The following is a 26341-nucleotide window of genomic DNA, read 5'->3' as shown; positions in this document are numbered from 1 at the left end:
GCTACCCGCACCCCCGACCACCCGCACAGGCCGCCGCAGGCACCACCACCGCACCCGCACAGGCCGCCGCAGGCACCACCACCGCACCCGCACCCGCACAGGCCGCCGCAGGCACCCCGGCCCAAGCGCCGCAGGCCACCGCAGGCACCAACAGCCGCCCACAGACACCCACCGGCACCCGCCCAAGCGCCGCAGGCCCCCGCACACCCACACGTCATGTCGCCGTAACCATCGATTCAGACAGCCTTGCGACGCTCGGCCAATGAAGCCCGCCGTGCCAGAGCCCTCACCACCCCCGGAGGGGTTCGCGCTGCCGCCCGCGCTTTCCGACGCGCCCGTCATGCCGACGGCGCGGAAGAATGGATCCATGAGCCAGCCGAACACCCAGGCAGAGGTCCAGCACACGCAGCCCTCCGTGGGCTCCATCGCCGCGCACCGCCCGCACACCGTCGCCGCCACGGTCTCCGACCTGGAGCCGGACATCGACGCCGACCTCGACGCCTACGAGGAGTCCCAGGCCGACGGCGCCGGCACAGGCACCGCGCTCCCCCAGGGCCGCTTCCTCGACCGCGAACGCAGCTGGCTCGCGTTCAACGAGCGCGTCCTGGAACTCGCCGAGGACCCGAACACCCCCCTCCTCGAGCGCGCCAACTTCCTCGCGATCTTCGCCAGCAACCTCGACGAGTTCTTCATGGTCCGCGTCGCCGGCCTGAAGCGCCGTATCGCCACCGGCGTCGCCACCCGCTCCGCATCGGGCCTCCAGCCCCGCGAGGTCCTGGAGATGATCTGGGCCCGCTCCCGCGAGCTCATGGCCCGCCACGCCGCCTGCTTCCACGAGGACGTCCTCCCGGCCCTGGCGGACGAGGGCATCCACCTGGTCCGCTGGAACGAACTGGCCGAGAAGGAACAGGCCCGCCTGTTCACCCTCTTCCGGCACCAGATCTTCCCGGTCCTCACCCCCCTCGCCGTCGACCCGGCCCACCCCTTCCCGTACATCTCCGGCCTCTCCCTCAACCTCGCGGTCGTCGTCCGCAACCCGGTCACCGGCCACAAGCACTTCGCCCGCGTCAAGGTCCCCCCGCTGCTCTCCCGCTTCCTGGAGGCCTCCCCGGGCCGCTACGTCCCCATCGAGGACGTCATCGCCGCCCACCTGGAGGAGCTGTTCCCGGGCATGGAGGTCCTGGAGAGCCACGCCTTCCGCCTCACCCGCAACGAGGACCTGGAGGTCGAGGAGGACGACGCGGAGAACCTGCTCCAGGCCCTCGAGAAGGAGCTCATGCGGCGCCGCTTCGGCCCGCCCGTCCGCCTGGAGGTCGAGGAGTCCGTCGACCGCGAGGTCCTCGACCTGCTCGTCCGCGAGCTGAAGATCAGCGAGGCCGAGGTCTACCCGCTCCCCGGCCCCCTGGACCTCACGGGCCTCTTCCGCATCCACAGCCTGGACCGGTCCGAGCTGAAGTACCCCAAGTTCGTCGCCGGCACCCACCGCGACCTCGCCGAGGTCGAATCAGCCTCCGCCCCGGACATCTTCGCCGCGCTGCGCAGCAGGGACGTCCTCCTCCACCACCCGTACGACTCCTTCTCCACCTCCGTGCAGGCGTTCCTGGAGCAGGCCGCCACCGACCCGGACGTCCTCGCGATCAAGCAGACCCTGTACCGGACCTCCGGCGACTCCCCGATAGTCGACGCGCTCATCGAGGCCGCCGAGTCCGGCAAGCAGGTCCTCGTCCTGGTCGAGATCAAGGCCCGCTTCGACGAGCACGCCAACATCAAGTGGGCCCGCAAGCTGGAGGAGGCCGGCTGCCACGTCGTCTACGGCCTCGTCGGCCTGAAGACCCACTGCAAGCTGTCCCTGGTCGTTCGCCAGGAGGGCGAGACGCTCCGGCGCTACAGCCACGTCGGCACCGGCAACTACCACCCGAAGACGGCCCGCCTCTACGAGGACCTGGGCCTGCTCACCGCCGACCCGCAGGTCGGCGCGGACCTCTCCGACCTGTTCAACCGCCTGTCCGGCTACTCCCGCCGGGAGACCTACCGCCGCCTCCTCGTCGCGCCCAAGTCCCTGCGCGACGGCCTGGTCTCCCGCATACACAAGGAGATCCAGCACCACCGCGCCGGCCGCCCCGCCTACATCCGCATCAAGGTCAACTCGATGGTCGACGAGGCCGTCATCGACGCGTGCTACCGCGCGTCCCAGGCAGGCGTCCGGGTCGACGTCTGGGTCCGGGGCATCTGCGCGCTGCGCCCCGGCGTGGCGGGCCTGTCGGAGAACATCGCGGTCCGCTCGGTCCTCGGCCGCTTCCTCGAGCACTCCCGCGTCTTCGCCTTCGGCAACGGCGGCGAGCCGGAGGTGTGGATCGGCAGCGCCGACATGATGCACCGCAACCTCGACCGCCGTATAGAGGCCCTGGTCCGGGTCACCGACCCGGCACACCGCGCGGCGCTCAACCGGCTCCTCGAGACCGGCATGTCCGACGGCACCGCCTCCTGGCACCTCGGCCCGGACGGCGAGTGGACCCGGCACGCGAACGACGCGGACGGCCAGCCCCTGCGCAACGTCCAGGAGATGCTCATAGACGCCCGGAGGCGCCGGCGTGGCACAGCAACACCTTGAACCGACGAACCCCACGGCCCGACCGGTGCCCGCGGACGCCCTCGCCGGCTATCTGCGGGCCCAGGCCACGGAGTTCCTACGGGCCCTGCGTCTGCACCGGGAGACGGGCCCGGGTCCGAACGGCGCGGGCGCCCACACCGCCCAGAACGCGGGCGGCGGGGAGCCCGGCGTGGACGCGGCCCGCGCCCTGCGCCGAGCGGCCCGCCGCCTCAGCGGAACCCTGCACACCTTCCAGCCCCTGCTGAACGCCGAGTGGGCGGAGACGATGCGCCCCGAACTGGCGTGGCTGTCCGGCACGCTCGGGCTGGAGCACTCGTACGCGTCCCGCCTGGAGCGGCTGCTGCAGGCCCTGCACCGGCTGTCCGGCTCGTCGGCGTTCCCGGCCCAGTCGGCGGGAGCGACCGTGGCCGTGGCCGCGGCCCACGCCGCCCGACCGGCGGGGGCCGCGTCGGCCCCCGACCGCGGCAGCCTCACCGTGGGCGCGGCCAAGGCGGGCGCCCTGCTCGACCGCCAGCTCACCCTGGCCCGCACCCGCGCCCACTCCACCGCCCTCCAGGCGCTGGGCTCGGCCCGCTTCCACGCGGTCGCCGACAAGGTGGCCTTACTTGCCAGCGAGGTTCCGCTGGAGGCCGCCGCGGCCACCGCCGACCTGCGCCCGCTGGCCGCGGCGGCGGAGGGGCGCCTCACCGACGCGGTGGCCGCGCTCCCGCTGGTCACCGCGGGACATCCGTACAACGCGGAGGCACTGGTCCACGGCCTGGCCCCGGACCCGGCCCCGCATCCGCAGGACGCCCCCTGGCACCAGGTCCGCCTGCTGCTGCGCCTGCACCGCTACGCCCGTGAGGTGCTGGCCGGCGACGGCGCCCCCGTGGACGTCCGGCTGCTGGCCGCCGGCCAGGCGCTCAACCGCCATCGCGACGCCTCGGAGGCCGCCGCCGCGGCCGCCCAGGCGGCCCGTACGCCGCGCATCGCGCCGGCGACGGCCTACGCGCTCGGCGTGCTCCACGCCGACCAGCGGCATGAGGTGGAGGCGGCGAGGTACGCGTTCCAGCACTCGTGGCAGAAGGAAGCCGTCGGCACGCGCCCGTGACCCGGCCGGGGCCGACCACGTACCGAAGGGGCGGTGAACACCGGGTGAAGCACTCCGTCGACACCACGGTCCACGCGGCCGGCTGCGTCCTGTGGCGCCGCTCCTCGCGGGAGGACGACGCGCTGGAGGTCTGCCTCGTCCACCGGCCGAAGTACGACGACTGGTCGTGGCCGAAGGGCAAGCTGAAGGCCGGCGAGGAGGCACTCGCGGGTGCGCTGCGCGAGGTGCTGGAGGAGACGGGCCACGCCGCCGCGCCGGGCACCGAACTGTCCACCCAGCACTACTGGGCGAACGGCCGTCCGAAGCAGGTCCGGTACTGGGCGGCCGAGGCCGGCCCCGGTGTCTTCACCCCGGACGACGAGGTCGACCGCATCCTGTGGCTGCCGCCCGCGACCGCCCGCGACCGGCTCACCCATCCCAGGGACCGCACCCTCGTGGATGAGCTCCTGCACGCCCTACGCCGGAGGTGACCGCCCACCGGAACCGTGCCGTGTCCTCGACGTAAGCGTTCCGTGACCTCACCGCACCGTCTACAGGGGTTCACCCCTCGTTCATTTACGCCCATCGGCGCCTTCACCTGTTCTGCCTAATTTCGGCCTTACCCGATGCGGGTCGCGTTCCGAAAACACCACCGAGGACGCATCCGTGTCACCAGTCCTCGCACGCCGCCGAATCAGGACGGCGGCTCCTGGAAGGAACTCAAGTGAAGCTTCAGCGCATGAACCGGCGGGCCCTCGCTCTCGGTGCTCTCGCCGTCTCCGGCGCCCTGGCCCTCACGGCGTGCGGCTCCGACGACACCGGCGGCAACAGCAACGGCGGCGACTCCACCGCCAGCGCGCAGGCCGGCAACATCAAGTGCGACGACGCCAAGGGTCAGCTCCAGGCATCCGGTTCGTCCGCCCAGAAGAACGCGATCGACGCCTGGGTCAAGCAGTACGTCGCGGCCTGCAAGAGCGTGCAGATCAACTACAACCCGACCGGTTCGGGTGCCGGCATCACCGCGTTCACGCAGGGCCAGACCGCGTTCGCCGGTTCGGACTCCGCGCTGAAGCCCGACGAGGTCGAGGCGTCCAAGAAGGTCTGCTCCGGCGGCCAGGGCATCGACCTGCCGATGGTCGGCGGCCCGATCGCCGTCGGCTTCAACGTCCCGGGCGTGGACACGCTCGTCCTGGACGCCCCGACGCTCGCCAAGATCTTCGACAGCCAGATCAAGAACTGGAACGACCCGGCGATCGCGAAGCTCAACCCCGACGCCAAGCTGCCCGACCTGAAGATCCAGGCCTTCCACCGCTCGGACGAGTCCGGCACCACGGACAACTTCACCAAGTACCTCAAGGCCGCCGCGCCCAAGGACTGGAAGTACGAGCCGGGCAAGTCCTGGGAGGCCGAGGGCGGCCAGTCCGCGCAGGGCTCCTCCGGCCTGGCCCAGCAGGTGAAGCAGACCTCGGGCGCCATCTCCTACTTCGAGCTGTCGTACGCCAAGGACGGCATCAAGACCGTCGACGTCAAGACCGAGGCCGCCGAGCCGGTCAAGGCCACCGTCGAGAACGCCACCGCGGCCATCGGCGCCGCCAAGGTCGTCGGCACCGGCAAGGACCTCGCGCTGGAGCTGGACTACACCCCGTCCGCCACGGGTGCCTACCCGATCGTCCTGGTCACGTACGAGATCGTCTGCGACAAGGGCAACAAGGCGGAGACCCTGCCCACCACCAAGTCCTTCCTCAACTACATCGCCTCCGAGGACGGCCAGAACCTGCTGGCCGACGCCGGCTACGCGCCGATGCCCGAGGAGATCATCACCAAGGTCCGCGAGACCATCTCGAGCCTGAGCTGACCTGAGCGTGCGGTCCGGACCCCCGTCGGCGGGGCCCGGGCCGCACCGTCCGGTGCACCGCCGCCAGGAGCCCCCGCTCCGCAGACCGGAGAACCCGATGGACATATCTACACAGAACCCCGCAGCACCTCCAGCGCTCCCGCCCGACGTCGAGCGCAAGCGCGCCGCCCGCGGTGCCACCCGCCCCGGCGACCGGGTCTTCCTCGGTCTCTCCCGCGGGTCCGGCATCTTCGTGCTGGTCCTCATGGCCGCCATCGCGGGCTTCCTGACCTACCGCGCCATCCTCGCGATCAGCAAGGACGAGGCCAACTTCCTCACCAGCTTCGAGTGGAACCCCAGCGGCGTCCCGCCGCAGTTCGGCATCGCGGTCCTGGCCTTCGGCACCGTCGTGTCGTCGGTCATCGCCATGGCCATCGCGGTACCGATCGCGGTGGGCATCGCCCTGTTCATCACGCACTACGCCCCGCGCAGGCTGGGCGGCACCATCGCGTACGTGATCGACCTGCTCGCCGCCGTGCCCTCCATCATCTACGGCCTGTGGGGCGCCCTCATCCTCGTACCGCACCTGGACGGGCTCTACGGCTGGCTGGACGACTACCTCGGCTGGACCGGCATCCTCGAGTGGAACGGCGGCGCCCCGCGCTCGATGTTCACCGTGGGCATCCTGCTGGCGATCATGATCCTGCCGATCATCACCAACGTCAGCCGCGAGGTCTTCCGCCAGGTCCCGCGGATGCACGAGGAGGCGGCCCTGGCCCTCGGCGCCACGCGCTGGGAGGTCATCCGCATGTCCGTCCTGCCCTTCGGCCGCTCCGGCGTGATCTCCGCCTCGATGCTGGGCCTCGGCCGCGCGCTCGGCGAGACGATGGCCGTGGCCATGGTGCTCTCCCCGACCTTCGACATCAGCGCCAGCCTGCTCGACCCGGGCGGCGGCACCTTCGCCCAGAACATCGCCAGCAAGTTCAACGAGGCCACCGTGATGGGCCGGGACGCGCTCATCGCCTCCGGTCTGGTGCTGTTCGTCATCACGCTGCTGGTCAACGGCGCGGCGCGCATGATCATCGCCCGCCGCAAGGAGTACTCGGGGGCCAACGCATGAGCCACGCAACCCTCTCCCCCAAGCGCGGCGGCACGCTGCGCGGCGCGACCCTGCCCAAGTGGTTCCCCTGGGCCGTCGCGGTCGGCTCGATCGCCGCGGGCCTGGGCATCAGCGCCGCGGCCGGGCTGGGCAGCAGCATCCAGTGGGCCCTGATCGCGGCGGTTCTCTTCGTCCTCGGCTCCTACGCCATCTCGGCCCGCATCGAGGGCCGGCGGCAGGCCAAGGACCGGGTGGCGACGAGCCTGGTGTGGGTCGCGTTCATCCTGGCCGTGATCCCGCTGGCCTCCCTGGTCTGGGAGACCGTCAAGCGCGGTGTGCAGGTCCTCGACGGCTACTTCCTCACCCACTCGATGGGCGTGGTCGCCGACACCGAGCCCGGCGGCGGCATCTACCACGCCATCCTCGGCACCCTGGAGCAGGTCGGCCTCGCCACCCTGTTCTCCGTGCCGATCGGCGTGCTCACCGCGATCTACCTGGTGGAGTACGGGCGGGGCAGGCTCGCCAAGGCCGTCACCTTCTTCGTCGACGTCATGACGGGCATCCCGTCGATCGTCGCGGGTCTGTTCGTCCTCAGCCTGTGGGTCCTGATCCTGGACATGGGCCCGTCCGGCCTCGCCGGCGCGTTCGCCCTGTGCATCCTCATGATCCCGGTGGTCGTCCGCTCCACCGAGGAGATGCTCAAGCTCGTCCCGAACGAGCTGCGCGAGGCGTCGCTGGCGCTCGGCGTGCCGAAGTGGCGCACGATCCTGAAGGTGGTCCTGCCGACGTCGGTCGGCGGCATCATCACCGGTGTCATGCTGGCCATCGCCCGTATCACCGGTGAGACGGCCCCCGTGCTGCTGCTGGTCTGGGGCACCGACTTCATCAACGCGAATCCGTTCAAGGATCCGCAGGAGTCGCTGCCGATGTACATCTACCTGCAGTACAGCGCCGGCTCCGACCCCGCGTACGACCGTGCCTGGGCTGCGGCCCTGACGCTCATCGCGTTCATCATGATCCTGAACCTGCTGGCCCGCGGCATCGCGCGCTGGAAGGCACCGAAGACCGGTCGCTGACGCGGCCATAAGCGATCACAGTCAGCGACCCGAAAGAAGCAGTGATTCACATGGCCAAGCGCATCGATGTCAGCGGCCTCAACGCCTACTACGGCTCCTTCCTGGCCATCGAGGACATCTCGATGACCGTCGAACCCCGCTCGGTGACGGCCTTCATCGGCCCCTCCGGCTGCGGCAAGTCCACGTTCCTGCGCACGCTCAACCGCATGCACGAGGTCACGCCGGGCGGCCGGGTCGAGGGCAAGGTCATGCTCGACGACGAGAACCTGTACGGCGCCGGCATCGACCCGGTCGCCGTGCGGCGCGAGGTCGGCATGGTCTTCCAGCGGCCGAACCCGTTCCCGACCATGTCGGTGTACGACAACGTGGCGGCGGGCCTCAGGCTCAACGGCAAGTTCAAGAAGTCCGAGCTGGACGACGTCGTCGAGAAGTCCCTGAAGGGCGCGAACCTCTGGAACGAGGTGAAGGACCGCCTGAACAAGCCGGGCTCCGGCCTCTCCGGCGGTCAGCAGCAGCGTCTGTGCATCGCCCGCGCGATCGCGGTGGAGCCGAACGTCCTGCTGATGGACGAGCCCTGCTCGGCCCTCGACCCGATCTCGACGCTCGCCATCGAGGACCTGATCGGCGAGCTCAAGGAGCGCTTCACGATCGTCATCGTGACGCACAACATGCAGCAGGCGGCGCGCGTCTCGGACCGCACGGCGTTCTTCAACCTGGCGGCCGTCGGCCAGCCCGGCAAGCTGATCGAGATCGACGAGACGGAGCGGATCTTCTCCAACCCGTCGGTGCAGGCCACGGAGGACTACATCTCCGGCCGCTTCGGCTGATCCCGCCCCCGGACCCCTCGCGGTGCTGCATGGCGGTGCCACCGCGAGGACGAAGAAGGGCCCGCCCCTGGCTCCCGGGGGCGGGCCCTTTGCCGTGCGGTCCCTACAGGAACGCCAGGTTCACGACCCAGAAGGACACCGCCGCCACCGCCGCGGCGGCCGGCATCGTGATGAACCAGCCGAGGATGATGTTCTTGGCGACGCCCCAGCGGACCGCGTTGACCCGCTTCGTCGCCCCGACACCCATGATCGCGGAAGTGATCACGTGGGTCGTGGAGATCGGCGCCTTGAACAGGAACGCCGTCGTGAACATGATCGACGCGCCGGTGGTCTCCGCCGCGAATCCCTGCGGCGGGTCCAGCTCGATGATCTTCCGGCCCAGCGTCCGCATGATGCGCCAGCCACCGGCGTACGTACCCAGCGAGAGCATCACGGCACAGGCGATCTTCACCCACACCGGGATCGGGTCGCCGTAGTCCTCGACGTCGGCGATGACCAGCGCCATCACCACGATGCCCATCGTCTTCTGCGCGTCCTGCAGACCGTGTCCCAGGGCCATGCCGGCCGCCGACACCGTCTGCGCTATGCGGAAGCCGCGCTTGGCCTTGTGCGGGTTGGCCCGCCGGAAGATCCACATGATCCCCGACATCACCAGGTAGCCGACCACGAGGCCGACCACCGGCGAGATGAACATGGGCAGGACGATCTTCTCCAGCACTCCGTGCCAGTAGACCGTCGTGCTGCCGGCCAGCGCCGCGCCGACCATGCCGCCGAACAGCGCGTGCGAGGAGGACGAGGGCAGACCGAAGTACCAGGTGATGAGGTTCCAGACGATCGCGCCGACGAGCGCGGCGAAGAGGATGCCCATCCCCTTCGAACCCTCGGGTGTCTCGATCAGGCCCTCACTGACGGTCTTGGCGACCCCGGAGCCGAGGAACGCGCCGGCGAGGTTCATGACGGCCGCCATCGACAGCGCCGCCCGAGGCGTCAGTGCCCGCGTCGACACGGACGTCGCGATCGCGTTCGCCGAGTCGTGGAAACCGTTGGTGTACGTGAAGAAGAGCGCGACCCCGATGGTCACGACCAGAGCGAAGGTGTCCATGAAAGGTTCAGGACTCCTTGACGGCGATGGTCTCCACCGTGTTCGCCACGTGCTCGAACGCGTCGGCCGCTTCCTCCAGCACATCCACGATCTGCTTGAGCTTCAGCACCTCGATGGCGTCGTACTTGCCGTTGAAGAGGTGGGCGAGCAGCTTGCGGTGGATCTGGTCGGCCTGGTTCTCCAGCCGGTTGACCTCGATCCAGTACTCGGTGAGGTTGTCCATGGTCCGCAGGTTCGGCATGGCCTCGGCCGTCAGTTCGGCGGCCCGGGCCAGCACCTCGATCTGCTGCTCGACGCCCTTGGGCAGTTCCTCGACGTTGTAGAGGACGACCAGGTCGACGGCCTCCTCCATGAAGTCCATGATGTCGTCGAGGGACGACGCGAGGGAGTAGATGTCCTCACGGTCGAACGGCGTGATGAAGGAGGAGTTCAGCTGGTGGAAGATCGCGTGCGTGGCGTCGTCACCTGCGTGTTCGGCGGCCCGCATACGCTCTGCGATCTCGGCCCGGGCGGAAGCGTCCGCCCCGAGCAGTTCCATCAGGAGTTTCGAGCCCGTGACGATGTTGTCCGCGGATGCGGCGAACATGTCGTAGAAGCTCGTCTCCCTGGGGGTCAGACGAAAGCGCACGTGGGGTCCTCGGGGTGCATCGGTTTCGGTCAGGCTGATGCTAGGCGCATCATTCGGCCACGCTAACGGGCCGTCCCCCAGTGTCGCCCATCAGGCACAGTGATGAGGAGGGGGGCAGCCACGGGCTTCGCCAGGGAATCCCCTACCCCGCAAAGTTCGTTACCATATACCCGTCAGGGGTATATGTCCGCTATCTGCTCACCAGGAGGACGCGATGACGACCACTGAGGCCGGCGCAGGTGCGCCCTCCGCCGCCGTGGAGACGGACGGCACGGACCTTGTGACGGACCACACGACCGATCACGACCACGGCGTGCACGGCTACCACAAGCAGAAGGACGAGCACCTCAAGCGTCTGCGCCGCATCGAGGGCCAGATCCGCGGCCTGCAGCGCATGGTCGACGAGGACGTCTACTGCATCGACATACTCACCCAGGTCTCCGCCTCGACCAAGGCCCTGCAGTCCTTCGCCCTGCAGCTCCTGGAGGAGCACCTGCGCCACTGCGTCGCCGACGCGGCCGTCAAGGGCGGCGCCGAGATCGACGCCAAGGTGGAGGAGGCGACGAAGGCGATCGGGCGGCTGCTGCGCACCTGAGTCGGCAGGCCCGGGGCTACTCGGCGGGGCCGATCCCGCGCTCCTCGGCCACGCGCAGCACTTCGTCGATGCTCTCCAGGCTGAGCCGCTCCCGGGCGGCCGATGCCGCGATGATCAGCTCCCCGCACAGCTCGATCTCGGCGAGGGCCACGTGGTCCTGAACCGCCGTACCGCCGACCGGAGCCACGCGCGTCACCTCGTCTCTGCCGTCACCGACTTCCTAGAGTAGGGAGCGGCCTACGCACCGCGCATGGCACGGAAGGGCTAGTTCTTGCGGCCCGGTTCCTCGGCGATCCGGCCGGCGAAGATGTCGTCGCCCTCCGGCAGCCGTACGCGGATGGGGGCGCCGAAGTCGTACAGCAGCGTCGTGGAGGCCACCACCACGGTGCCCTCCTTCTCCCCGCTCCTGCCGGTCTTCCCGTTGACCAAGCTGAAGCGGTGCCGGACCTTGCGGATGCGGCCCTCGTCGTCGAGGTAGGCGTCGAACGGCACCTCGGCGGTGGCGAACCCTTTCGCCGCCGCCTCCAGCGACTCCCTGTTACCGGCCGAGGCGTCCCGCGCCGCGCGGTTCAGGTCCGCGGTCCCGCGGTAATGCCGCACCTCGGTGCCCGCGACCTCCGTCCGGCCCACGTACGTCGCCGTCCGCGTCCCCCGCAGCACCTCCGCGGCGGTGTACGGATCGGTGGCCCCACCGGTCACCAGGTTCCCGTCGGACACCGTCGCCGTCTCCACCCGGACCCACTTGTCGTCGGGGACCCCGGCCCCGCGGTTCTTCATGAACAGGGCACCCGGCGCGAGCAGCTCGGTGATCGGCCGATGCCCGCTCGTCCCCGCCGGATCCTGCGGCAGCAGCACCTTCAGCCTGCCGAGCCGCTCCCGGAAGTCGTACACGCCCTCGCCCCGGATGGTCACCCGCGTCCCGCCGCTGGCCATCTCCATCGCCGTACGGGCCTTGGAACTGCCGGCGGCCACCAGCCGGTCGGCGGCCCGGTGCAGCGCGGAGACCGCGTCGGCGCCATGGGCACCCTGCGCGGCGGCCCCCTCGCCGGAGCACCCGGCGGCTCCGAGACACCCGCAGACCACGACCCCGGCGACGACCGCCGCGCCCATCGTCCTGCCCCGCCGCTGCCGCCTGTCCATCGCCGCCTGCCCCCAGCCGTCACGTCCGTCCCGGGCCCCCTGTCGTCCCGGTTAACGACGGGTAGGCGACGCCGGTAACGTTGGCGCCGTGGCGCAGCACGACGGTCTCGACGTTCCCCGGGAAACCCCGGAGCACCGCACGACAACGGTCGAACAGGGCCGCTTCTGCCTGGCCAGCTGCACCTGCGGCTGGCGCGGCCCGGCCCGCAGAGCCAGAAGCCTGGCCCGCACAGACGCCAAAACCCACGCCCCCGACTGACCCAGGCGCGACGGACGTCGCCGCGTAACCGCCCGGGCAGTCGTGCCGCCCGGGACGGCATCCTCACCGCGGACGGACAACCCCCGCACCGCGACCGACGTCGCCGCGTAACCGCGGGCAGTCGTGCCGTGGGCGCGGCGGCACCCCGTCAACACCGGGCCGCGCGCCCCACCCCCGCCCAGCCCCACCCCGGGCATCCTCACCACGGACGAACAGGCCCCGCACCACGACCGGCCACGCCCGTGACCGCGGGCAGTCATGCCGTGGGCGCGGCGGCACCCCGTCAACACCGGGCCGCGCGCCCCACCCCCGCCCAGCCCCCACACCGGGCATCCTGTCCACGGACGGACAACCCCCGCGCCCGTCCGGAACCCCCACCCCCACCACACCGTCTCCCTCCAGGAACCCCACGCGAGGGCGGAGGCCCACATGGACCGGCGCACATTCATCGGCGGCACCGCAGCCCTGGCCGCGGCGACGGCAACCGCCTGCACGGACGATCCCGGCAAGGGCGAACCCACGGGCGGCGCCCCCGGCGCCAGGAACAACGCCACCGCCGCCACCCGCACCGCCACGCCCACCCCCGCCTCCTGGACCGCCCTGTCCCGCACCCTCGACGGCCCCCTCATCCGCCCCGGCGACGCCACCTGGCAAGCGGCCCGGCAGCTCTACAACACCCGCTTCGACACCCTGAAGCCCGCCGCCGTCGCCTACCCGGCCCACCCCGACGACATCCGCACCGCCCTCTCCTACGCCCGCGCCCACCACGTCCCCGTGGCGATCCGCAACGGCGGCCACTCCTACGCCGGCTGGTCCTCCGGCAACGGCCGCCTGATCATCGACGTCTCGAAACTCGACCGCGTCCGCGCCACCGGCAACACCGCCGTGGTCGGCGCCGGCGCCAAACTGATCGACGTCTACCGGGCGCTCGCCGTCAAGGGCGTGACCATCCCGGCCGGCTCCTGCCCCACCGTCGGCGTCTCCGGCCTCACCCTCGGCGGCGGCCACGGCGTCGTCTCCCGCGCCTACGGCCTGACCTGCGACAGCCTCACCGAGGCCACCCTGATCACGGCGGACGGCAAACAGCTCACCGCCAACGCCACCGACCACAAGGACCTGTTCTGGGCCCTGCGCGGCGCGGGCAACGGCAACTTCGGCATCGTCACGGAACTGCGCTTCAGGACCCACCCCGCACCGCAGGCCGTATCGGCGTACATGACCTGGCCCTGGCGCATGGCCGCCGCGGTCGTCCGCGCCTGGCAGGAGTGGGGCCCGGACCAGCCCGACGAGATCTGGTCGTCCCTCCACCTGACCTCCACACCCGGCGGCACCCCCAGGGTCTCGGTCGCGGCCTTCTCCCTCGGCACCTACGGCGAGCTGCAGAACGCGGTCGACCGCCTCGCCGGCCGCATCGGCGCCTCGGCGAGCAGCGTCTCGCTGCGCCGCCGCTCCTACGAGGAGGCCATGGAGATGTACGCCGGCTGCTCGTCGTTCTCCACGGACGCCCAGTGCCACCTGCCGGGCGACACCCCGGGGCGCTCACGGCAGGGCGCGCTCGGCCGCGAGACGTACGCCGCACGCTCCGACTTCTTCGACCGCTCGATCGGCGCGGCCGGTATCCGCACCCTGCTCTCCCAGATCCGCTCGGTGCGCGGCGGCGCCGGCAGCATCGCGTTCACGCCCCTCGGCGGGGCGATCAACCGCGTCCCGCCGACGGCCACCGCGTTCGTGCACCGCCGCTCCCGGATGCTGGCCCAGTACCTCGTGTCCTGGAGGGCGGGCACGACCGGCGACACGGCCCAGTCGTGGCTGACGTCCGCGCACCGGGCCATGCGCCCGTACGCCTCGGGCGCCGCCTACCAGAACTACACGGACCCGAGCCTGAAGGACTGGCGGAAGGCGTACTACGGGGACGCGGCGCCGCGCCTGGCGAAGCTGAAGGCCCAGTACGACCCGGCCCGCGTCTTCACCTGCCCGCAATCCCTGTAGGACGCGTCAGGCCCTACGCGGCGAGGTCCCGCTCCTCGGCCCCGGCGCTCTCCTTGCGTGCCCCCGGGATCACGGCGCCCCGCCCGACGGCGTCCTCTCGCCCCCGCGCGCTCACCAGCCAGCCTGCCCGGGGCGACCGCTCGATGGCCTTGACCAGCGGCGTCAGCAGGGCCATGGCGACCGGCGACAGCAGCAGCGCCACCGCCGTACCGAGCGCGAAGCCGCCCACGACGTCCGTCGGGTAGTGCACGCCCATGTAGACCCGGCAGAACCCGCCGAGCAGTGCCAGCACGATGGCGACGACGCCGAACTTCCGGTTGGCCACGAACAGCGCGACGGCCATCGCCATGACCAGCGTCGCGTGGTCGCTCACGAAGGAGAAGTCGTTCTTGCCGGCGACGAGGACCTCGAGCCCCTCGTGGTCCTTGAACGGCCGCGGCCGCTCCACGAACCCCCGTATCGGCACGTTCACCAGCACCGCGACGCCGGCCGCGAGCGGTGCCCACACCAGCGCGGCCACGGACGGAGCCGCGTCCTCGCCGCCGCGCCGCCGCACGGACCACCAGCACCACAGCACCAGCAGCACGATCGCGAACAGCAGTCCGTACTCACCCACGAACTCCATGACCCGGTCGAACCAGTGCGGCGCGTCCTTGGCCAGGCCGTTGATGTCGTAGAGCAGCTCGACGTCGGGGTTCGACCCGGATTCGGCGAGTCCAGCCATGATGCTGCGGCCCCTTCGTCATGTCCTTGGCGCACGCGTGCGTACGCCGTTCCTGCCACCCCCGTGGTTGTAGATCCGCTCTACGTCAACAGGAACGCACGGTCCCTGTCGATGCGTTCCACACTCCACCGAATGATCACGCAGACGTTATCGAAGAGAAACACGTCGCCGCAGCTCAGGGCATGGGTTCACGTTCGGTTCACACCATTCACACCGTCGTGGGCAGCGCTTTCGCGCCATCCGCGGTGACCCGGGTCGCACCGAAGTAGTCAGGGGTGTCGATCGGGTCGAACCGGATCACAGCCCCCGGCCGCGGAGCGTCGATCATGTAGCCGCCACCGACGTAAATCCCCACATGCCGGATGGCCCGTGAGTTGGCGAGGTCGTCCGAAAAGAACACCAGGTCCCCGGGCAGCAACTCCTCCCGTGAGGGATGCGGCCCCGCGTTGTACTGATCGTTCGCGACCCGCGGCAGCTCGATGCCCACGCTCTCGTACGCGGCCTTGGTCAGGCCGGAACAGTCGAACCGCCCGCCCTGCTGGGCCGTCCCGGTCCCGCCCCACAGATAGGGCGTCCCGAGCTTCTTCTGCGCGTAGGCGATCGCGCCCGCGGCCTGCTCGGAGGGATCGACCCGCGTCACGGGCGCGGCGAAGCTCTTCTCCAGGGTGGTGATCACCTTGACGTAGTTCTGGGTCTCCTTGTACGGCGGCACGCCCTGGTACTTGATCACCGCGTAGGCACCGGCGTTGTAGGAGGCCAGCATGTTTTCGGTCGGATTCCCGGGAACGTCCTTCACGTACGACGCGAGGGTGCAGTCGTACGACGCCGCCGAGGGGATCGCGTCGTTCGGATCCCAGACGTCCCGGTCCCCGTCCCCGTCCCCGTCGATCCCGTGGGTGGCCCACGTCCCGGGGATGAACTGCGCTATCCCCTGCGCCGCCGCCGCGCTCTGCGCCCTCGGGTTGAAGCCGCTCTCCTGGTAGAGCTGGGCGGCGAGCAGCGCCGGGTTGATGGCGGGGCAGAGATTCCCCCACTTCTGCACGAGCGACTGGTACGCCGCGGGAACCGATCCCTTGGCCAGCGCCTTGGACCCTCCGCCCAGACCGCCCGCGAGGTTCCCGGCGACGACGTAGACACCCACCACGAGCAGCATCACGAAGGAGAGGGCGGAACCCACGACCACGGTCCCAACGATCCACGCCTTACGCACCGTCAACCGCCCCTCGCCGACCGGGAGTCCGTCGCGTCCGCCAGTCTAGGGGCGAGGTCCGCGCCCCGGAGGTCACCCGAGGAACACCGACGCGATCCTTCACCCGACCATCCGTCAAAATACCGACGCCGGAACGTGAAAGGGCCTAACGACCGAACCTCACCACAGGTTCCGCTCAGGCCTCATTGCCCGGCGTGACCTGCCGTGATACACAGAGTGACGATACGACACCTCGCACACCGCCCCGCGCCCGCCCGAGCGGCCGGCAGGAGGCGGTGGCAAGGTATTCGTACGAAACCCGCCAATCAATGACGCCAAGTCGACATACGACGGCGCCGTTGTCGGCGAGAATGATGCCTGACCTCTGCACGACCGCAGAGGGTGCGGAACTACCCAACAGGGGCGGTGACTTACATGCTCTTTGCGGCCGACAAGGGAGACATCAACACCATCATCGGCGGGATCGCTCCGGACTGGGGCCCCTTCGGCAGCCTGGGCAACGAGGCCAAGGTGATGATCGAGGTGGTGATGGCGGTCGCCATCCTGCTCTGCCTGGGCATCGCCATCTGGGGCGCCGCCAAGCAGCGCATCGGCGCCACCGCGCTCCGCGACACCTTCAGCGCCGAGCAGGGCAAGGGCCTCATCATCGCGGGACTGACGGGCGTGTTCATCATCGGCTCGCTCGGCACGCTCTTCACCATCGTGTACGGCATGGCCGTGTAGCCGGGCCCGCGGCCCGTCAGTCCCTCCGGGCACGCCCGGTCCCCCTCCATCCCACCCGCCCGTCGTGCCCCCTGGCTGAGGTCTTGTTTCCCTGATGTCGAGTCACCACACCGCGCCCGCGCGGGAACCAGCACGGCTACCGTCATACTTCTACGGCATGAGGTACGAGGTGTTCCCGCACGACGTCGAGGGGGCGTACGCGGCATGAGTCTCGGAGACGACCACCAGACCCGCACGCGCCTGCCCGAGGGGGACGGCGACGTGTACGGCGGCGCCCGACGCGGTGCCCGCTCGTCGCCGCGGAGCCTGGTCACGGTGGTCGGCGTGGTCGTCCTCCTCATCGCGGCGATCGCCTTCGCGAACCGTGGAGGAGACGATTCCGCATCCACGGACACGACCGACAACGCCAAGCCGAACACCTCGTCGACGGCCCCGTCCGGCGACCGCCCGGTCCAGTCGAAGGCCAACGGAATCCCCTCGGGTTTCGCCCACAACGAGCAGGGGGCACAGAGCGCTGCCGCGAACTACGCGGTGACGTTGGGCTCGACAGGGATGTTCAAGAAGGACAGCCGGCACGTCATCGTCGACACCATCTACACATCCACTGCGGCCGCAGAGCTCCAAGGTGCGATGGACAAGGCCTACTCAGCGAGCTTCCTCAACAAGTTGGGCCTCGACGCCAACGGCAACGCTCCGCGAGGGAGCACGTTCGTGTCGCGCACCCTTCCCGTCGGTACCAAGGTCGAGCGGTACAGCGACGGAAGTGCCAAGGTCGCCGTCTGGTACATGGGCCTCATCGGCATGTCGGGCGAAGCATCGACCGATCCGGTGACCACGACGTGGAAGACCTGGACCTTCGACCTCCAGTGGGTCGGAGGCGACTGGAAGATCAGCACAGACGCTCAGAAGGACGGTCCGGCACCGGTTCCAGGGGACGACAGAGCCGCCAGTTCTGACGAAATCAGCAAGGCTGTCGAGGAGTACGGAGGGTTCACGTATGCCCGGTAACCCGCGTCGCGTACTCACGCTCACTGCAGTGGTGACCGTCGTTCAGACAGCCGCCATCCTGGCAACGACTCGCGCCTTCGCAGCACCCACTCCTACGCCGTCACCGAGTGACGACCCCTGTGACCTGCTCATCGGCCCTGCCAAGCAGTACTGCGAACGAGACGACAGCGGAGGCGGAGGCTCCGGCGGATCCACCGGAGGTCCCGGCGTCACCGGTGACCCCACCTCCACCCTCGACCCCCTCTCCTCCCTCGCCAAGGGCTGCGCCGACGCCGCCTCCTGGACCGTCGACAAGCTCAGCGCCGCCGTCCAGGACACCGCCAACGTCGACTTCACCAACCCCAAGTTCCTCCAGCAGTACGCCGTCGTCTTCGCCGCGTCGACGATCCTCACGCTCCTCCTCTGGCTGCTCGCCGTGGCCAAGCGTGCCGTGCGCGGCGTGCCCCTGAGCACCGCGCTCTCCGAAGCCATCGGGTTCCTCTGGCTGACCGTCCTGGCCTCGGCCTTCACGCCCCTGATCCTGTACACGGTCGTATCGGCCACCGACGGCGTCACCGACGTCCTCGCCAAGGCCACCGGCGACCAGACCGACACGTTCTTCGGCACCTTCTCCGGCGCCCTCGAGAAGGGCGAGGACATCGGCGGCGGCCCGATCATGCTGATCGTCGTCTCCCTGGTCTCCATCCTCGCCGCCGGCGTCCTCTGGCTGGAGCTCGTCATCCGCGCCGCCCTGCTCTACGTCGGCGCCCTGCTCGGCACCGTCGTCTACGCCGGGCTCGTCGACAAGAACCTGTGGGGCCACGTCCGCCGCTGGGCGGGCATCATGATCGCCGTGATCCTGGTCAAGCCCGTCATCGTCATCGTCCTCGGACTGGCCGGCGCGCTGTCCGCCGACGACGGCCCGGACGCCTTCTCCGCCGTCGTCTCCGGCCTCGCGATCATCCTGCTCGCGATCTTCGCCTCGGCGATGATCTACCGCTTCGTCCCCGGCTTCGGCGACGAGATCGCCGGCTCCCGCAACAACCGCATCATGCAGGGCGCCGAGGGCAAGGCCGCGGCCGTGATCAGCTCCCCGGCGACCCTGGTCGCCCAGGGCATCAAGACCCACAGCACCCGCCACAACGGCGACGGCGGAGGCGGCCGGTCGGGATCGTCCGCGTCCCGCCCGACCAACCCGGCCACCGGCGGCGTCGCCGCGCACAGCTCGCGCACCCCGAACGGCGGCGGATCTGTCCCCTCCGCCGCACCCGCCCCCCGCTCGGGCAACCCGGTCAACACACCCCACGCCAGCAGCACCCGCAACAGCAGTACCAACCGCACGGGAGGTGAAGGGCGTTGACGACCGAGTCCCACGTGTCCCATCCGGTCACGCCCCGCCGTACATATCTGATCGGCCGCGCCCGGCCGAACGCGATCGTCGGACGCAACCGCGAGACCGGCGAGATCGCGCTGATCGTCGCGGGCGCGTTCCTCGGCATGATGTGCGGGCTCCTCGTCCCCGTCCTGACCCTGCGCATCGTGCTGCTCATGGGCTTCCCCATGCTCGCGCTGGCGGCCGTCTACGTGCCGTACAAGCACCGCACGTTCTACAAGTGGTTCGAGATCAACCGCAGCTACAAGCGCACCCTCCGCCAGGGCACGACCTACCGCTCCGCCGCCGTCGAGGCCGGCACCCGGCTCGACGGACGTGAGGTGGAGATCGGTCCGCCGCCCGGCATCGGCCGCATCACCTGGCTGTCCGCGCCCTTCGGACCCGACGAGATCGCCGTCCTCCTGCACGCCGACCGCAAGACCGTGACGGCCGCCATCGAGATCGAGGGCCCCGGCGTCGGCCTGCGCGACTCCGAGGACCAAGAGGCCCTCGTCGACCGCTTCGGCACCCTGCTCAAGCACGTGGCCAACGGCGACGGCTTCGTCACCCGCCTCCAGATGCTCGCCCGCACCCTCCCGGCCGACCCGGACGCGCACGCCAAGGACGTCGCCGTACGCGGCGACGACAAGGCACCGCCGTGGCTGCAGCAGTCGTACGACCAGTTGCAGTCCATGGTGTCCACCAGCAGCGAGCAGCACCGCGCCTACCTCGTCGCCTGCATGCACTACACCCGCGAACTGGCCGCCGAGGCGCACGCCATGGCCCGCGCCTCCCGGCCGCAGGGCGGACGCAAGCTGGACCGGGACGCGGGACTCGCCGTCGTCATGGCCCGCGAGCTGACCGACATCTGCTCCCGGCTCCAGGAAGCCGACATCCGCGTACGCCAGCCCCTCGGCCAGGGCCGGCTCGCCTCGCTGATCCACTCCATGTACGACCCGGACCACCCGATCGACCACATCCAGGCGATGACCAAGCGCAACGCCTGGCCGGCCGAGCTGGACGCCATGGAGCCCACCTACCTCCAGGCCAAGACCCGCGAGTCCGCCACCCGCGCCCCCTGGTGCCACGCCACCGCCTGGGTCAAGGAGTGGCCGATGACCCCGGTCGGCGTGAACTTCCTCGCGCCGCTCCTCGTCCACACCCCGGACGTCATCCGGACGGTCGCCGTGACGATGGACCTCGAACCCACCGAGGTGGCCATCGAACGCATGCTGACCGAGAAGACGAACGACGAGGCCGAGGCCTCCCGCGCCGCCAAGATGAACCGCACCGTCGACCCGCGCGACATCGCCGCCCACTCCCGTCTCGACCAGCGCGGCGAGGACCTCGCGAGCGGCGCGGCCGGCGTCAACCTGGTCGGCTACATCACCGTCTCCTCCCGCTCCCCCGAGGCGCTGGCCCGCGACAAGCGGACCATAAGGGCCTCGGCCGGAAAGTCGTACCTGAAACTGGAGTGGTGCGACCGCGAGCACCACCGCGCCTTCGTGAACACACTTCCGTTCGCCACCGGCATCCGAAGGTAGGGGCTGAGCCTGATGCGGGACCCGCTGACCGTCCTCACCGACGCCTTCACGTCCTTCCTCTTCGGGAAGGTCGAGACGACCCGCCTCCCGGTCCGCACGTCGACCGGCCAGGCCCAGGCGGTCTACCTGCCCACCGCCGCGCCCGGCCTCGGCGACTCCGGCGTCATCATCGGCCGCGAGGTCTACTCCGGGAAGGGCTACATCTACGACCCCTTCCAGCTGTACGGCCAGCAGCTCCCCGCCCCGCACTGGCTGGTCCTCGGGGAGTCCGGCAACGGCAAGTCGGCGCTGGAGAAGACATACGTCCTGCGCCAGCTCCGCTTCCGGGACCGCCAGGTCGTCGTCCTGGACGCCCAGGGCGAGGACGGCGTCGGCGAGTGGAACCTCATCGCCGAGGAGCTGGGGATAACGCCCATCCGGCTGGACCCGATGGCCGCCCTCGACCACGGCATCCGGCTCAACCCCCTCGACCCGGCGATCACCACGACCGGCCAGCTCGCGCTGCTCCGGACGATCATCGAGGTCGCGATGGGGCACGGCCTGGACGAGCGGTCCGGCTTCGCGCTGAAGGTAGCGCACGCCTACGTCAACGAGACCATCGTCGAACGCCAGCCGGTCCTGACCGACATCGTCGAGCAACTGAGGCACCCCGAGCCGGAGTCGGCCGAGGCGATGAACGTCGACATAGACGACGTACGGGCCTGGGGCCTGGACGTGGCGCTGGTCCTCGACCGCCTCGTCGACGGCGACCTGCGCGGCATGTTCGACGGCCCGACCACGGTCGGCATCGACCTGGACGCCCCGCTGATCGTCTTCGACCTGTCCCACATCGACCGCAACTCCATCGCCATGCCGATCCTGATGGCCATCGTCGGCGTGTGGCTGGAGCACACCTGGATCCGCCCCGACCGGAAGAAGCGCATCTTCCTGGTCGAGGAGGCCTGGCACATCATCAACAGCCCCTTCGTCGCCCAGCTCTTCCAGCGACTGCTGAAGTTCGGGCGCCGGCTGGGTCTGTCGTTCGTCGCCGTCGTCCACCATCTGTCGGACGTCGTGGACGGAGCGGCGGCGAAGGAGGCCGCGGCGATCCTGAAGATGGCGTCGACGAGGACGATCTACGCCCAGAAGGCGGACGAGGCGAGGGCGACGGGCCGGGTACTGGGCCTGCCGCGCTGGGCGGTGGAGATCATCCCCTCGCTCACCCCGGGCATCGCGGTGTGGGACGTCAACGGCAATGTCCAGGTGGTCAAGCACCTGGTCACCGAGACCGAACGCCCGCTGGTCTTCACCGACCGCGCGATGACCGAGTCCTCCAGCGACCTCACCGACGACGTCCTGCGCGCCGCCGAACTGGAGGCGGAGGAACGGGCGGCGGCCTTCATGGAGCAGCACCTGGGCGACTCGTCCGAATCGACGGTGGCCTAGGCACGCAGGGGGAGGAACGCATGAGACCGGACGACCGGCAGCACAGCGGCCAGGGCGGCGGCATCCCCGACGGCCTGCTGGTCGGGATACTCGGCTTCCTCCTCGGCATGACCCTGCTGGTCTGGACGGCCACGGGCCTGGCCGGCCTGTTCGCCCACGGCACCTGGCCGTCCGGCGTCACCTTCACCCGCACCCCGTCGGCCATGCGTCACCTCGTCGCCCAGCCCCACGACATCCCGGGCGCCTGGCCCGAGACCCCGGAGACGGCCCTGTCCGGGTACGGGCTGTTCTGGGGCCTGTTCATCGGCCAGCTGATGGTGCTGGTGGTGCTGACGGTGTTCGTCCTGGGGACGGTGGCCCGCTGGAAGGCAGTGCGGACACGGCGCCGGGAGGAACAGCGGCGGCAACCGGAGCCGGTGGTGCACGAGGTCCCGGCGGCGAGGGCGCCGCAGGTGGAGCCGAAACCCCAGGAGGAGCCGGTGCCCCCTGCCCCCGCCCCGGCGGCCGACGGCAGACCGGTGGGCGGCTGGGAGACGAACCGCGTCGAAGGCACGGTCCGCTACGGCTCCGCGGAGAACCGCGCATCCACCGCGATCCAGGCCGTACGGGACGCGGAAGGCCCGGCCCTGGTGGTCACCTCCAACGCGGCCCTCTGGAAGTCCACGAAGGACGCCCGAGCCAAACTGGGCCCGGTCCACCTCTACGACCCCACCCACCTGTGCGACACCCCCGCCCGCCTCCACTGGTCGCCCACGGCGGGCTGCGAGGACAAACAGACGGCGATGTCCAGAGCGGCCGCCCTGCTCACCCCCGTACGCCCCACCGCCAAACTCGACCAGGCCATCAGCGAAACCGCCGAAACCCTCCTGCGCAGCTACCTCCACGCCGCCGCCATCGACGGCCGCACCGTCCGCCACGTCCACCGCTGGTCCCAGGGCAGCCAGATCCAGGACGCCGTACGCATCCTCCGGACGAACCCCCAAGCCGCCCCCGGCGCCGGGGGCGAACTCGAAGCCGCCCTCACCGCTCACCCCGAGCGCCGGGACATGGCCCAGCAGCTGACCACCCGGGCCCTGGCCGCCCTTTCCATGGTCAACATCCGCGAGGCGTGCACTCCCAACCGAACTGATGCCCTCGCCTTGGATTCCTTCGTCCACGAACAGGGAACCCTTTACGTGGTGGGTGAATCCATCGAGGATCCCCGGACGAGCCCGGGCGCGATGCCGCTGCTGACGGCACTCGTCTCAAGCGTGGTCGAGCACGGCCGGCGCATGGCCGAACGGTCATCCTCCGGTCGGCTCGACCCACCACTGACGCTCGTCCTGGACGACGTCGCCGCCGTGGCTCCGCTTCCCCAGCTCCCGGAGCTGCTGGCCGCCGGAGCGGACCGGGGCCTGCCGACCCTGGCCCTGCTCCGCTCCCGTGAGCAGGGCCGCGCCCGCTGGCCGCACGACGAACTGCCGGTGTAGCGCTCAGCGTTCGAGCGCGAACTCCAGCTCCGACTCCGCCGGCTTCCCCGCGATCGGCACGACCACCCCGGTGGGCACGAACCCGGCCTTCCGGTAGAAGCCCTGTGCCCGCCCGTTGTCCTCGTGCACGATGAGCCGCACCCGCTCCGCACCGCGGTCCCAGGCCCACTGCACCCCGGCATCGAACAGCGCCTTGCTCAGCCCGCTCCCCCGCCACTCGGGCCGTACGAAGACGCCGACCACGTGCCCCTGCCGCCGCTCGACGGGAAACCCGGCCCAGTCCGTCGTCCCGGCCTCCTCCCACAGCACGGTCAGCGAACCCAGCCAGCTGCCGCCCGGCCCCTCCGCCACGATCTGCTGCGCCCCGGAAGCCCCCTCGGCACCCCCGGCCGCCCGCTCCTGCCAGAAGGAGTCGGGCCGGGCGACCGCGACGTCGTACGTCTCCAGGTACGCCAGATGTGCCACGGGGTCCCGCAGCGCTCGCAGGCTCAACTCCTTGACGGCCGGCCACTCGTCGGCACGTATGGAGCGGATCACGTAGTCACCTGGGGCCGAGGAACTCATGCGCGCCACGGTAATACCGCGGTACTACCTTCCTCACCTCATATACGGCCCCCGGACGGACGCCCACCGCGCCGAATACCCGGACCATGGTCGGATGGAGCCCGTGACGCAAGACCGAGCGGCTGAGCCCCTCACCGAGTACGTCCAGCGCGTCAACCGCCGGGTACGCGCCTTCGACCGCCGCCATCCCGCCGTCTGGGACCTGCACTTCACGGGCTTCTGGGTGACGGCCGCCCTGATCGACTGCCTCGGCGGCGGCTGGCGCAACATCGCCCACGACCCCGGCCTCCCCGGTGGGCTCGTCCTCGCCCTGAGCATCGCGCTGTCGGCCCCCCTCTTCTGGCGACGCAGCCACCCTCGTGCCGCCCTCCTCGTCATCGCCCCGGTGGCCCTGGTGAACGCCTGGACGGGCGCCGTCCTCCAGGCCGCCCTGCTCCAACTGGTGCTTGTCCACCACATCGCCCTGCGCCGGCCGCTGCGCAACCTGTGGTGGGCGACGGCGCTGGTGACAGCCCCGACGTGCGTCATGATGGCCCGCTACGGAGAAGCGGCGGGCACGTGGAACCAGCAGCTGGGCTCGCAGCTGCTCTCCATCGGCGTCGCCGCCCTCATCGGCATCACGGTCCGCTCCCGCCGCAACTACACCGAGGCTCTCGAGGACCGGGCCCGTCGCCTGGAGGTCGAGCGCGACCAGCAGGCCCAACTCGCCGCCGCCGCCGAACGCGCCCGCATCGCCCGCGAGATGCACGACATCATCGGCCACAACCTCTCCGTGATCACCGGCCTGGCCGACGGCGGCCGGTACGCGGCCGCCAAGTCCCCCGAACGCGCCGCCCAGGCCCTCGAGGCCATCGGCAGTACCAGCCGCCGGGCCCTGAGCGAGCTGCGCCGCCTGCTCGACGTCCTGCGTGACGAGGAGGACAGGCCGCAGGCCGAGCTGGCCCCCCAACCCGCCCTCACCGACCTCGACCAGCTCATCGAGGGCGTCCGCAAGGCCGGCCTCCAGGTCCGTACGACCGTTCAGGGCGAGGCCCTCCTCCCCGAGGGCCGTCAGCTCACCGTGTACCGCGTCGTCCAGGAAGCCCTCACCAACACCCTCAAACACGCCGGCCCGGACGCCACCGCGGAGATCGCTCTCGCCTACGAGGGCAACGGCGCCGTCATGCTCACCATCACCGACACCGGCCTCGGCGGCCCGGTCCCCGCCCTCACCGACGGCCGCGGTCTGCCGGGCATGCGCGAACGAACCTCTCTCTACGGCGGCACACTTGAGGCCGGCCCACGCCCCGCCCCCGAACGGGGCTGGCGCGTCCACCTTCACCTACCGGAGGAACCCCCGCAGTGACCACCGTCCTCATCGCCGACGACCAACCCCTCCAGCGTTTCGGCTTCCGGATGCTCCTGGAGAGCCAGGACGACATGACGGTGCTCGGCGAGGCCGCCGACGGAGGCGAGGCCGCCCGCCTGACGGCCGAACTCCACCCGGACGTGGTCCTGATGGACGTCCGCATGCCCGGTGTGGACGGCATCGAGGCCACCCGCCGCATCGTCGCCGCCGGCCGGCGCACCCGGGTCCTGATCCTCACGACCTTCGACCTCGACGAGTACGCCTACGCGGGTCTGCGTGCCGGTGCGTCCGGTTTCCTGGTCAAGGACGCCCAGCCGGAGGAACTCCTGTCCGGCATCCGCGCGGTGGCGACGGGAGACGCGGTCGTGGCCCCCAGCCTGACCCGCCGTCTCCTCGATGCGTACGCCCACCACCTGCCGGCGGACTCGCGGGACACCTCCCCCGGTACGGAGCCGGCTAGCCACCCGCTCCTGGCCTCGCTCACGGACCGCGAACGAGAAATCCTCACGGTCATGGGCCAGGGCTGGACCAACACGGAGATAGCGGAGCGATTCCACCTGGCCGAATCGACGGTGAAGACCCACGTGGGCCGTATCCTCGCCAAGACGGGTTCGAGGGACCGCGTCCAGGCGGTGATCCTGGCCTACGACACACGACTGGTGAAGCCGTCCTGAAAACGCAGAAAACCCCGCACCGAAAGGTGCGGGGTTTTCTCCAAAAATTGTTCGGCGGCGTCCTACTCTCCC

The 26341-nt window shown here is 70.4% G+C and carries 24 protein-coding genes; 17 read left to right on the top strand and 7 right to left on the bottom strand.

Annotated features, from left to right (window positions below; genetic code table 11):
- Positions 1 to 367: 367 nt before the first annotated feature.
- From IE260_RS39550 to pstB, 7 genes are all read left to right on the top strand, one after another.
- Entirely contained in the window at positions 368 to 2611 is a 2244-nt protein-coding gene (locus IE260_RS39550) for an RNA degradosome polyphosphate kinase (RefSeq protein ID WP_189880776.1), read from the top strand.
- Positions 2592 to 3701, top strand: coding sequence for a CHAD domain-containing protein (locus tag IE260_RS39545; RefSeq protein ID WP_189880775.1), 1110 nt, complete (start codon positions 2592 to 2594; stop codon positions 3699 to 3701). The genes IE260_RS39550 and IE260_RS39545 overlap by 20 nt, the downstream gene beginning before the upstream one ends.
- 44 nt (positions 3702 to 3745) lie before the next feature.
- Positions 3746 to 4171, top strand: coding sequence for an NUDIX hydrolase (locus IE260_RS39540; RefSeq protein ID WP_189880774.1), 426 nt, complete (start codon positions 3746 to 3748; stop codon positions 4169 to 4171).
- Positions 4172 to 4404: 233 nt separating this feature from the next.
- On the top strand, positions 4405 to 5535 hold the full coding sequence (gene pstS / locus IE260_RS39535) for a phosphate ABC transporter substrate-binding protein PstS (protein WP_189880773.1): 1131 nt from the start codon (positions 4405 to 4407) through the stop codon (positions 5533 to 5535).
- Between the two features lie 97 nt (positions 5536 to 5632).
- The gene (pstC, locus tag IE260_RS39530; RefSeq protein ID WP_189880772.1) at positions 5633 to 6634 is read left to right on the top strand and encodes a phosphate ABC transporter permease subunit PstC; all 1002 of its coding nucleotides are present in this window, start codon (positions 5633 to 5635) and stop codon (positions 6632 to 6634) included.
- Complete coding sequence (gene pstA / locus IE260_RS39525) at positions 6631 to 7689, top strand: phosphate ABC transporter permease PstA (protein ID WP_189880771.1); 1059 nt, start codon at positions 6631 to 6633, stop codon at positions 7687 to 7689. Before pstC ends, pstA begins: the two co-directional genes overlap by 4 nt.
- Before the next feature lie 50 nt (positions 7690 to 7739).
- Positions 7740 to 8516, top strand: coding sequence for a phosphate ABC transporter ATP-binding protein PstB (gene pstB / locus IE260_RS39520; RefSeq protein ID WP_189880770.1), 777 nt, complete (start codon positions 7740 to 7742; stop codon positions 8514 to 8516).
- Between the two features lie 103 nt (positions 8517 to 8619).
- Here pstB and IE260_RS39515 read toward each other — a convergent pair whose 3' ends face one another.
- Both IE260_RS39515 and IE260_RS39510 read right to left on the bottom strand, forming a co-directional pair.
- Entirely contained in the window at positions 8620 to 9618 is a 999-nt protein-coding gene (locus IE260_RS39515; RefSeq protein WP_189880769.1) for an inorganic phosphate transporter, read from the bottom strand.
- Between the two features lie 7 nt (positions 9619 to 9625).
- Positions 9626 to 10246: a DUF47 domain-containing protein gene (locus IE260_RS39510; protein ID WP_009326469.1), complete on the bottom strand. Its 621-nt coding sequence runs from the start codon at positions 10244 to 10246 to the stop codon at positions 9626 to 9628.
- Between the two features lie 214 nt (positions 10247 to 10460).
- Between IE260_RS39510 and IE260_RS39505 the strand changes: the two genes are divergently transcribed.
- Positions 10461 to 10841 (top strand): metal-sensitive transcriptional regulator, encoded by a 381-nt coding sequence (locus IE260_RS39505; protein ID WP_189880768.1) that lies wholly within the window; start codon positions 10461 to 10463, stop codon positions 10839 to 10841.
- 16 nt (positions 10842 to 10857) lie between these two features.
- Here IE260_RS39505 and IE260_RS39500 read toward each other — a convergent pair whose 3' ends face one another.
- Both IE260_RS39500 and IE260_RS39495 read right to left on the bottom strand, forming a co-directional pair.
- Positions 10858 to 11037, bottom strand: a complete 180-nt coding sequence (locus tag IE260_RS39500; protein ID WP_189880767.1) for a hypothetical protein — start codon at positions 11035 to 11037, stop codon at positions 10858 to 10860.
- A 68-nt stretch (positions 11038 to 11105) separates the two neighbouring features.
- Positions 11106 to 11981 carry an SCO4651 family lipoprotein gene (locus IE260_RS39495; RefSeq protein WP_189880766.1) on the bottom strand — a complete coding sequence of 292 codons (876 nt, stop codon included), beginning with the start codon at positions 11979 to 11981 and terminating at the stop codon, positions 11106 to 11108.
- A 688-nt stretch (positions 11982 to 12669) separates the two neighbouring features.
- Here IE260_RS39495 and IE260_RS39490 point away from each other — a divergent pair.
- Positions 12670 to 14229 (top strand): FAD-binding oxidoreductase, encoded by a 1560-nt coding sequence (locus tag IE260_RS39490; protein ID WP_189880765.1) that lies wholly within the window; start codon positions 12670 to 12672, stop codon positions 14227 to 14229.
- Between the two features lie 13 nt (positions 14230 to 14242).
- On the opposite strand, the gene IE260_RS39485 is transcribed toward IE260_RS39490, so the two are convergent.
- Complete coding sequence (locus IE260_RS39485) at positions 14243 to 14953, bottom strand: phosphatase PAP2 family protein (protein WP_189880764.1); 711 nt, start codon at positions 14951 to 14953, stop codon at positions 14243 to 14245.
- Between the two features lie 208 nt (positions 14954 to 15161).
- Positions 15162 to 16169: a C40 family peptidase gene (locus IE260_RS39480; protein WP_229881777.1), complete on the bottom strand. Its 1008-nt coding sequence runs from the start codon at positions 16167 to 16169 to the stop codon at positions 15162 to 15164.
- A gap of 408 nt (positions 16170 to 16577) precedes the next feature.
- Here IE260_RS39480 and IE260_RS39475 point away from each other — a divergent pair, with 408 nt between their 5' ends.
- The 6 genes from IE260_RS39475 to IE260_RS39450 all read left to right on the top strand — a co-directional run bounded on the left by IE260_RS39475 (position 16578) and on the right by IE260_RS39450 (position 23683).
- Positions 16578 to 16886, top strand: coding sequence for a DUF8827 family protein (locus tag IE260_RS39475; RefSeq protein ID WP_003991275.1), 309 nt, complete (start codon positions 16578 to 16580; stop codon positions 16884 to 16886).
- 204 nt (positions 16887 to 17090) lie between these two features.
- Complete coding sequence (locus tag IE260_RS39470; RefSeq protein WP_189880762.1) at positions 17091 to 17894, top strand: DUF8175 domain-containg protein; 804 nt, start codon at positions 17091 to 17093, stop codon at positions 17892 to 17894.
- On the top strand, positions 17884 to 19233 hold the full coding sequence (locus IE260_RS39465; RefSeq protein WP_189880761.1) for a hypothetical protein: 1350 nt from the start codon (positions 17884 to 17886) through the stop codon (positions 19231 to 19233). Before IE260_RS39470 ends, IE260_RS39465 begins: the two co-directional genes overlap by 11 nt.
- Positions 19230 to 20789, top strand: coding sequence for an SCO6880 family protein (locus IE260_RS39460; RefSeq protein ID WP_189880760.1), 1560 nt, complete (start codon positions 19230 to 19232; stop codon positions 20787 to 20789). Before IE260_RS39465 ends, IE260_RS39460 begins: the two co-directional genes overlap by 4 nt.
- A 12-nt stretch (positions 20790 to 20801) precedes the next feature.
- A complete protein-coding gene (locus IE260_RS39455) occupies positions 20802 to 22214 on the top strand; it encodes an ATP-binding protein (RefSeq protein ID WP_189880759.1) in 1413 nt (470 codons plus the stop codon).
- 20 nt (positions 22215 to 22234) lie between these two features.
- Positions 22235 to 23683: a type IV secretory system conjugative DNA transfer family protein gene (locus IE260_RS39450; protein ID WP_189880758.1), complete on the top strand. Its 1449-nt coding sequence runs from the start codon at positions 22235 to 22237 to the stop codon at positions 23681 to 23683.
- 3 nt (positions 23684 to 23686) lie between these two features.
- Here the strand turns inward: IE260_RS39450 and IE260_RS39445 are convergent, their stop codons facing one another.
- Entirely contained in the window at positions 23687 to 24247 is a 561-nt protein-coding gene (locus tag IE260_RS39445; protein WP_189880757.1) for a GNAT family N-acetyltransferase, read from the bottom strand.
- Positions 24248 to 24341: 94 nt separating this feature from the next.
- Between IE260_RS39445 and IE260_RS39440 the strand changes: the two genes are divergently transcribed.
- Together IE260_RS39440 and IE260_RS39435 are read left to right on the top strand one after the other, a co-directional pair.
- Positions 24342 to 25592, top strand: coding sequence for a sensor histidine kinase (locus IE260_RS39440; protein ID WP_189880756.1), 1251 nt, complete (start codon positions 24342 to 24344; stop codon positions 25590 to 25592).
- Positions 25589 to 26269 carry a response regulator gene (locus tag IE260_RS39435; protein ID WP_189880755.1) on the top strand — a complete coding sequence of 227 codons (681 nt, stop codon included), beginning with the start codon at positions 25589 to 25591 and terminating at the stop codon, positions 26267 to 26269. Before IE260_RS39440 ends, IE260_RS39435 begins: the two co-directional genes overlap by 4 nt.
- Positions 26270 to 26341: the final 72 nt, after the last annotated feature.

The organism is Streptomyces viridiviolaceus (assembly GCF_014650995.1).
Lineage (GTDB): Bacteria > Actinomycetota > Actinomycetes > Streptomycetales > Streptomycetaceae > Streptomyces > Streptomyces viridiviolaceus.
This window is presented reverse-complemented; position numbering and strand designations above follow the sequence as displayed.

Coding starts and splice junctions, on each gene's coding strand:
- IE260_RS39495 (WP_189880766.1), bottom strand. CDS start 11,981: ATGGACAGGCGGCAGCGGCGGGGCAGGACGATGGGCGCGGCGGTCGTC.
- IE260_RS39505 (WP_189880768.1), top strand. CDS start 10,461: ATGACGACCACTGAGGCCGGCGCAGGTGCGCCCTCCGCCGCCGTGGAG.
- pstB (WP_189880770.1), top strand. CDS start 7,740: ATGGCCAAGCGCATCGATGTCAGCGGCCTCAACGCCTACTACGGCTCC.
- IE260_RS39445 (WP_189880757.1), bottom strand. CDS start 24,247: ATGAGTTCCTCGGCCCCAGGTGACTACGTGATCCGCTCCATACGTGCC.
- IE260_RS39450 (WP_189880758.1), top strand. CDS start 22,235: ATGAGACCGGACGACCGGCAGCACAGCGGCCAGGGCGGCGGCATCCCC.
- IE260_RS39465 (WP_189880761.1), top strand. CDS start 17,884: ATGCCCGGTAACCCGCGTCGCGTACTCACGCTCACTGCAGTGGTGACC.
- IE260_RS39490 (WP_189880765.1), top strand. CDS start 12,670: ATGGACCGGCGCACATTCATCGGCGGCACCGCAGCCCTGGCCGCGGCG.
- IE260_RS39485 (WP_189880764.1), bottom strand. CDS start 14,953: ATGGCTGGACTCGCCGAATCCGGGTCGAACCCCGACGTCGAGCTGCTC.
- pstA (WP_189880771.1), top strand. CDS start 6,631: ATGAGCCACGCAACCCTCTCCCCCAAGCGCGGCGGCACGCTGCGCGGC.
- pstC (WP_189880772.1), top strand. CDS start 5,633: ATGGACATATCTACACAGAACCCCGCAGCACCTCCAGCGCTCCCGCCC.
- IE260_RS39475 (WP_003991275.1), top strand. CDS start 16,578: ATGCTCTTTGCGGCCGACAAGGGAGACATCAACACCATCATCGGCGGG.
- IE260_RS39455 (WP_189880759.1), top strand. CDS start 20,802: ATGCGGGACCCGCTGACCGTCCTCACCGACGCCTTCACGTCCTTCCTC.
- IE260_RS39550 (WP_189880776.1), top strand. CDS start 368: ATGAGCCAGCCGAACACCCAGGCAGAGGTCCAGCACACGCAGCCCTCC.
- IE260_RS39470 (WP_189880762.1), top strand. CDS start 17,091: ATGAGTCTCGGAGACGACCACCAGACCCGCACGCGCCTGCCCGAGGGG.
- IE260_RS39515 (WP_189880769.1), bottom strand. CDS start 9,618: ATGGACACCTTCGCTCTGGTCGTGACCATCGGGGTCGCGCTCTTCTTC.
- IE260_RS39440 (WP_189880756.1), top strand. CDS start 24,342: ATGGAGCCCGTGACGCAAGACCGAGCGGCTGAGCCCCTCACCGAGTAC.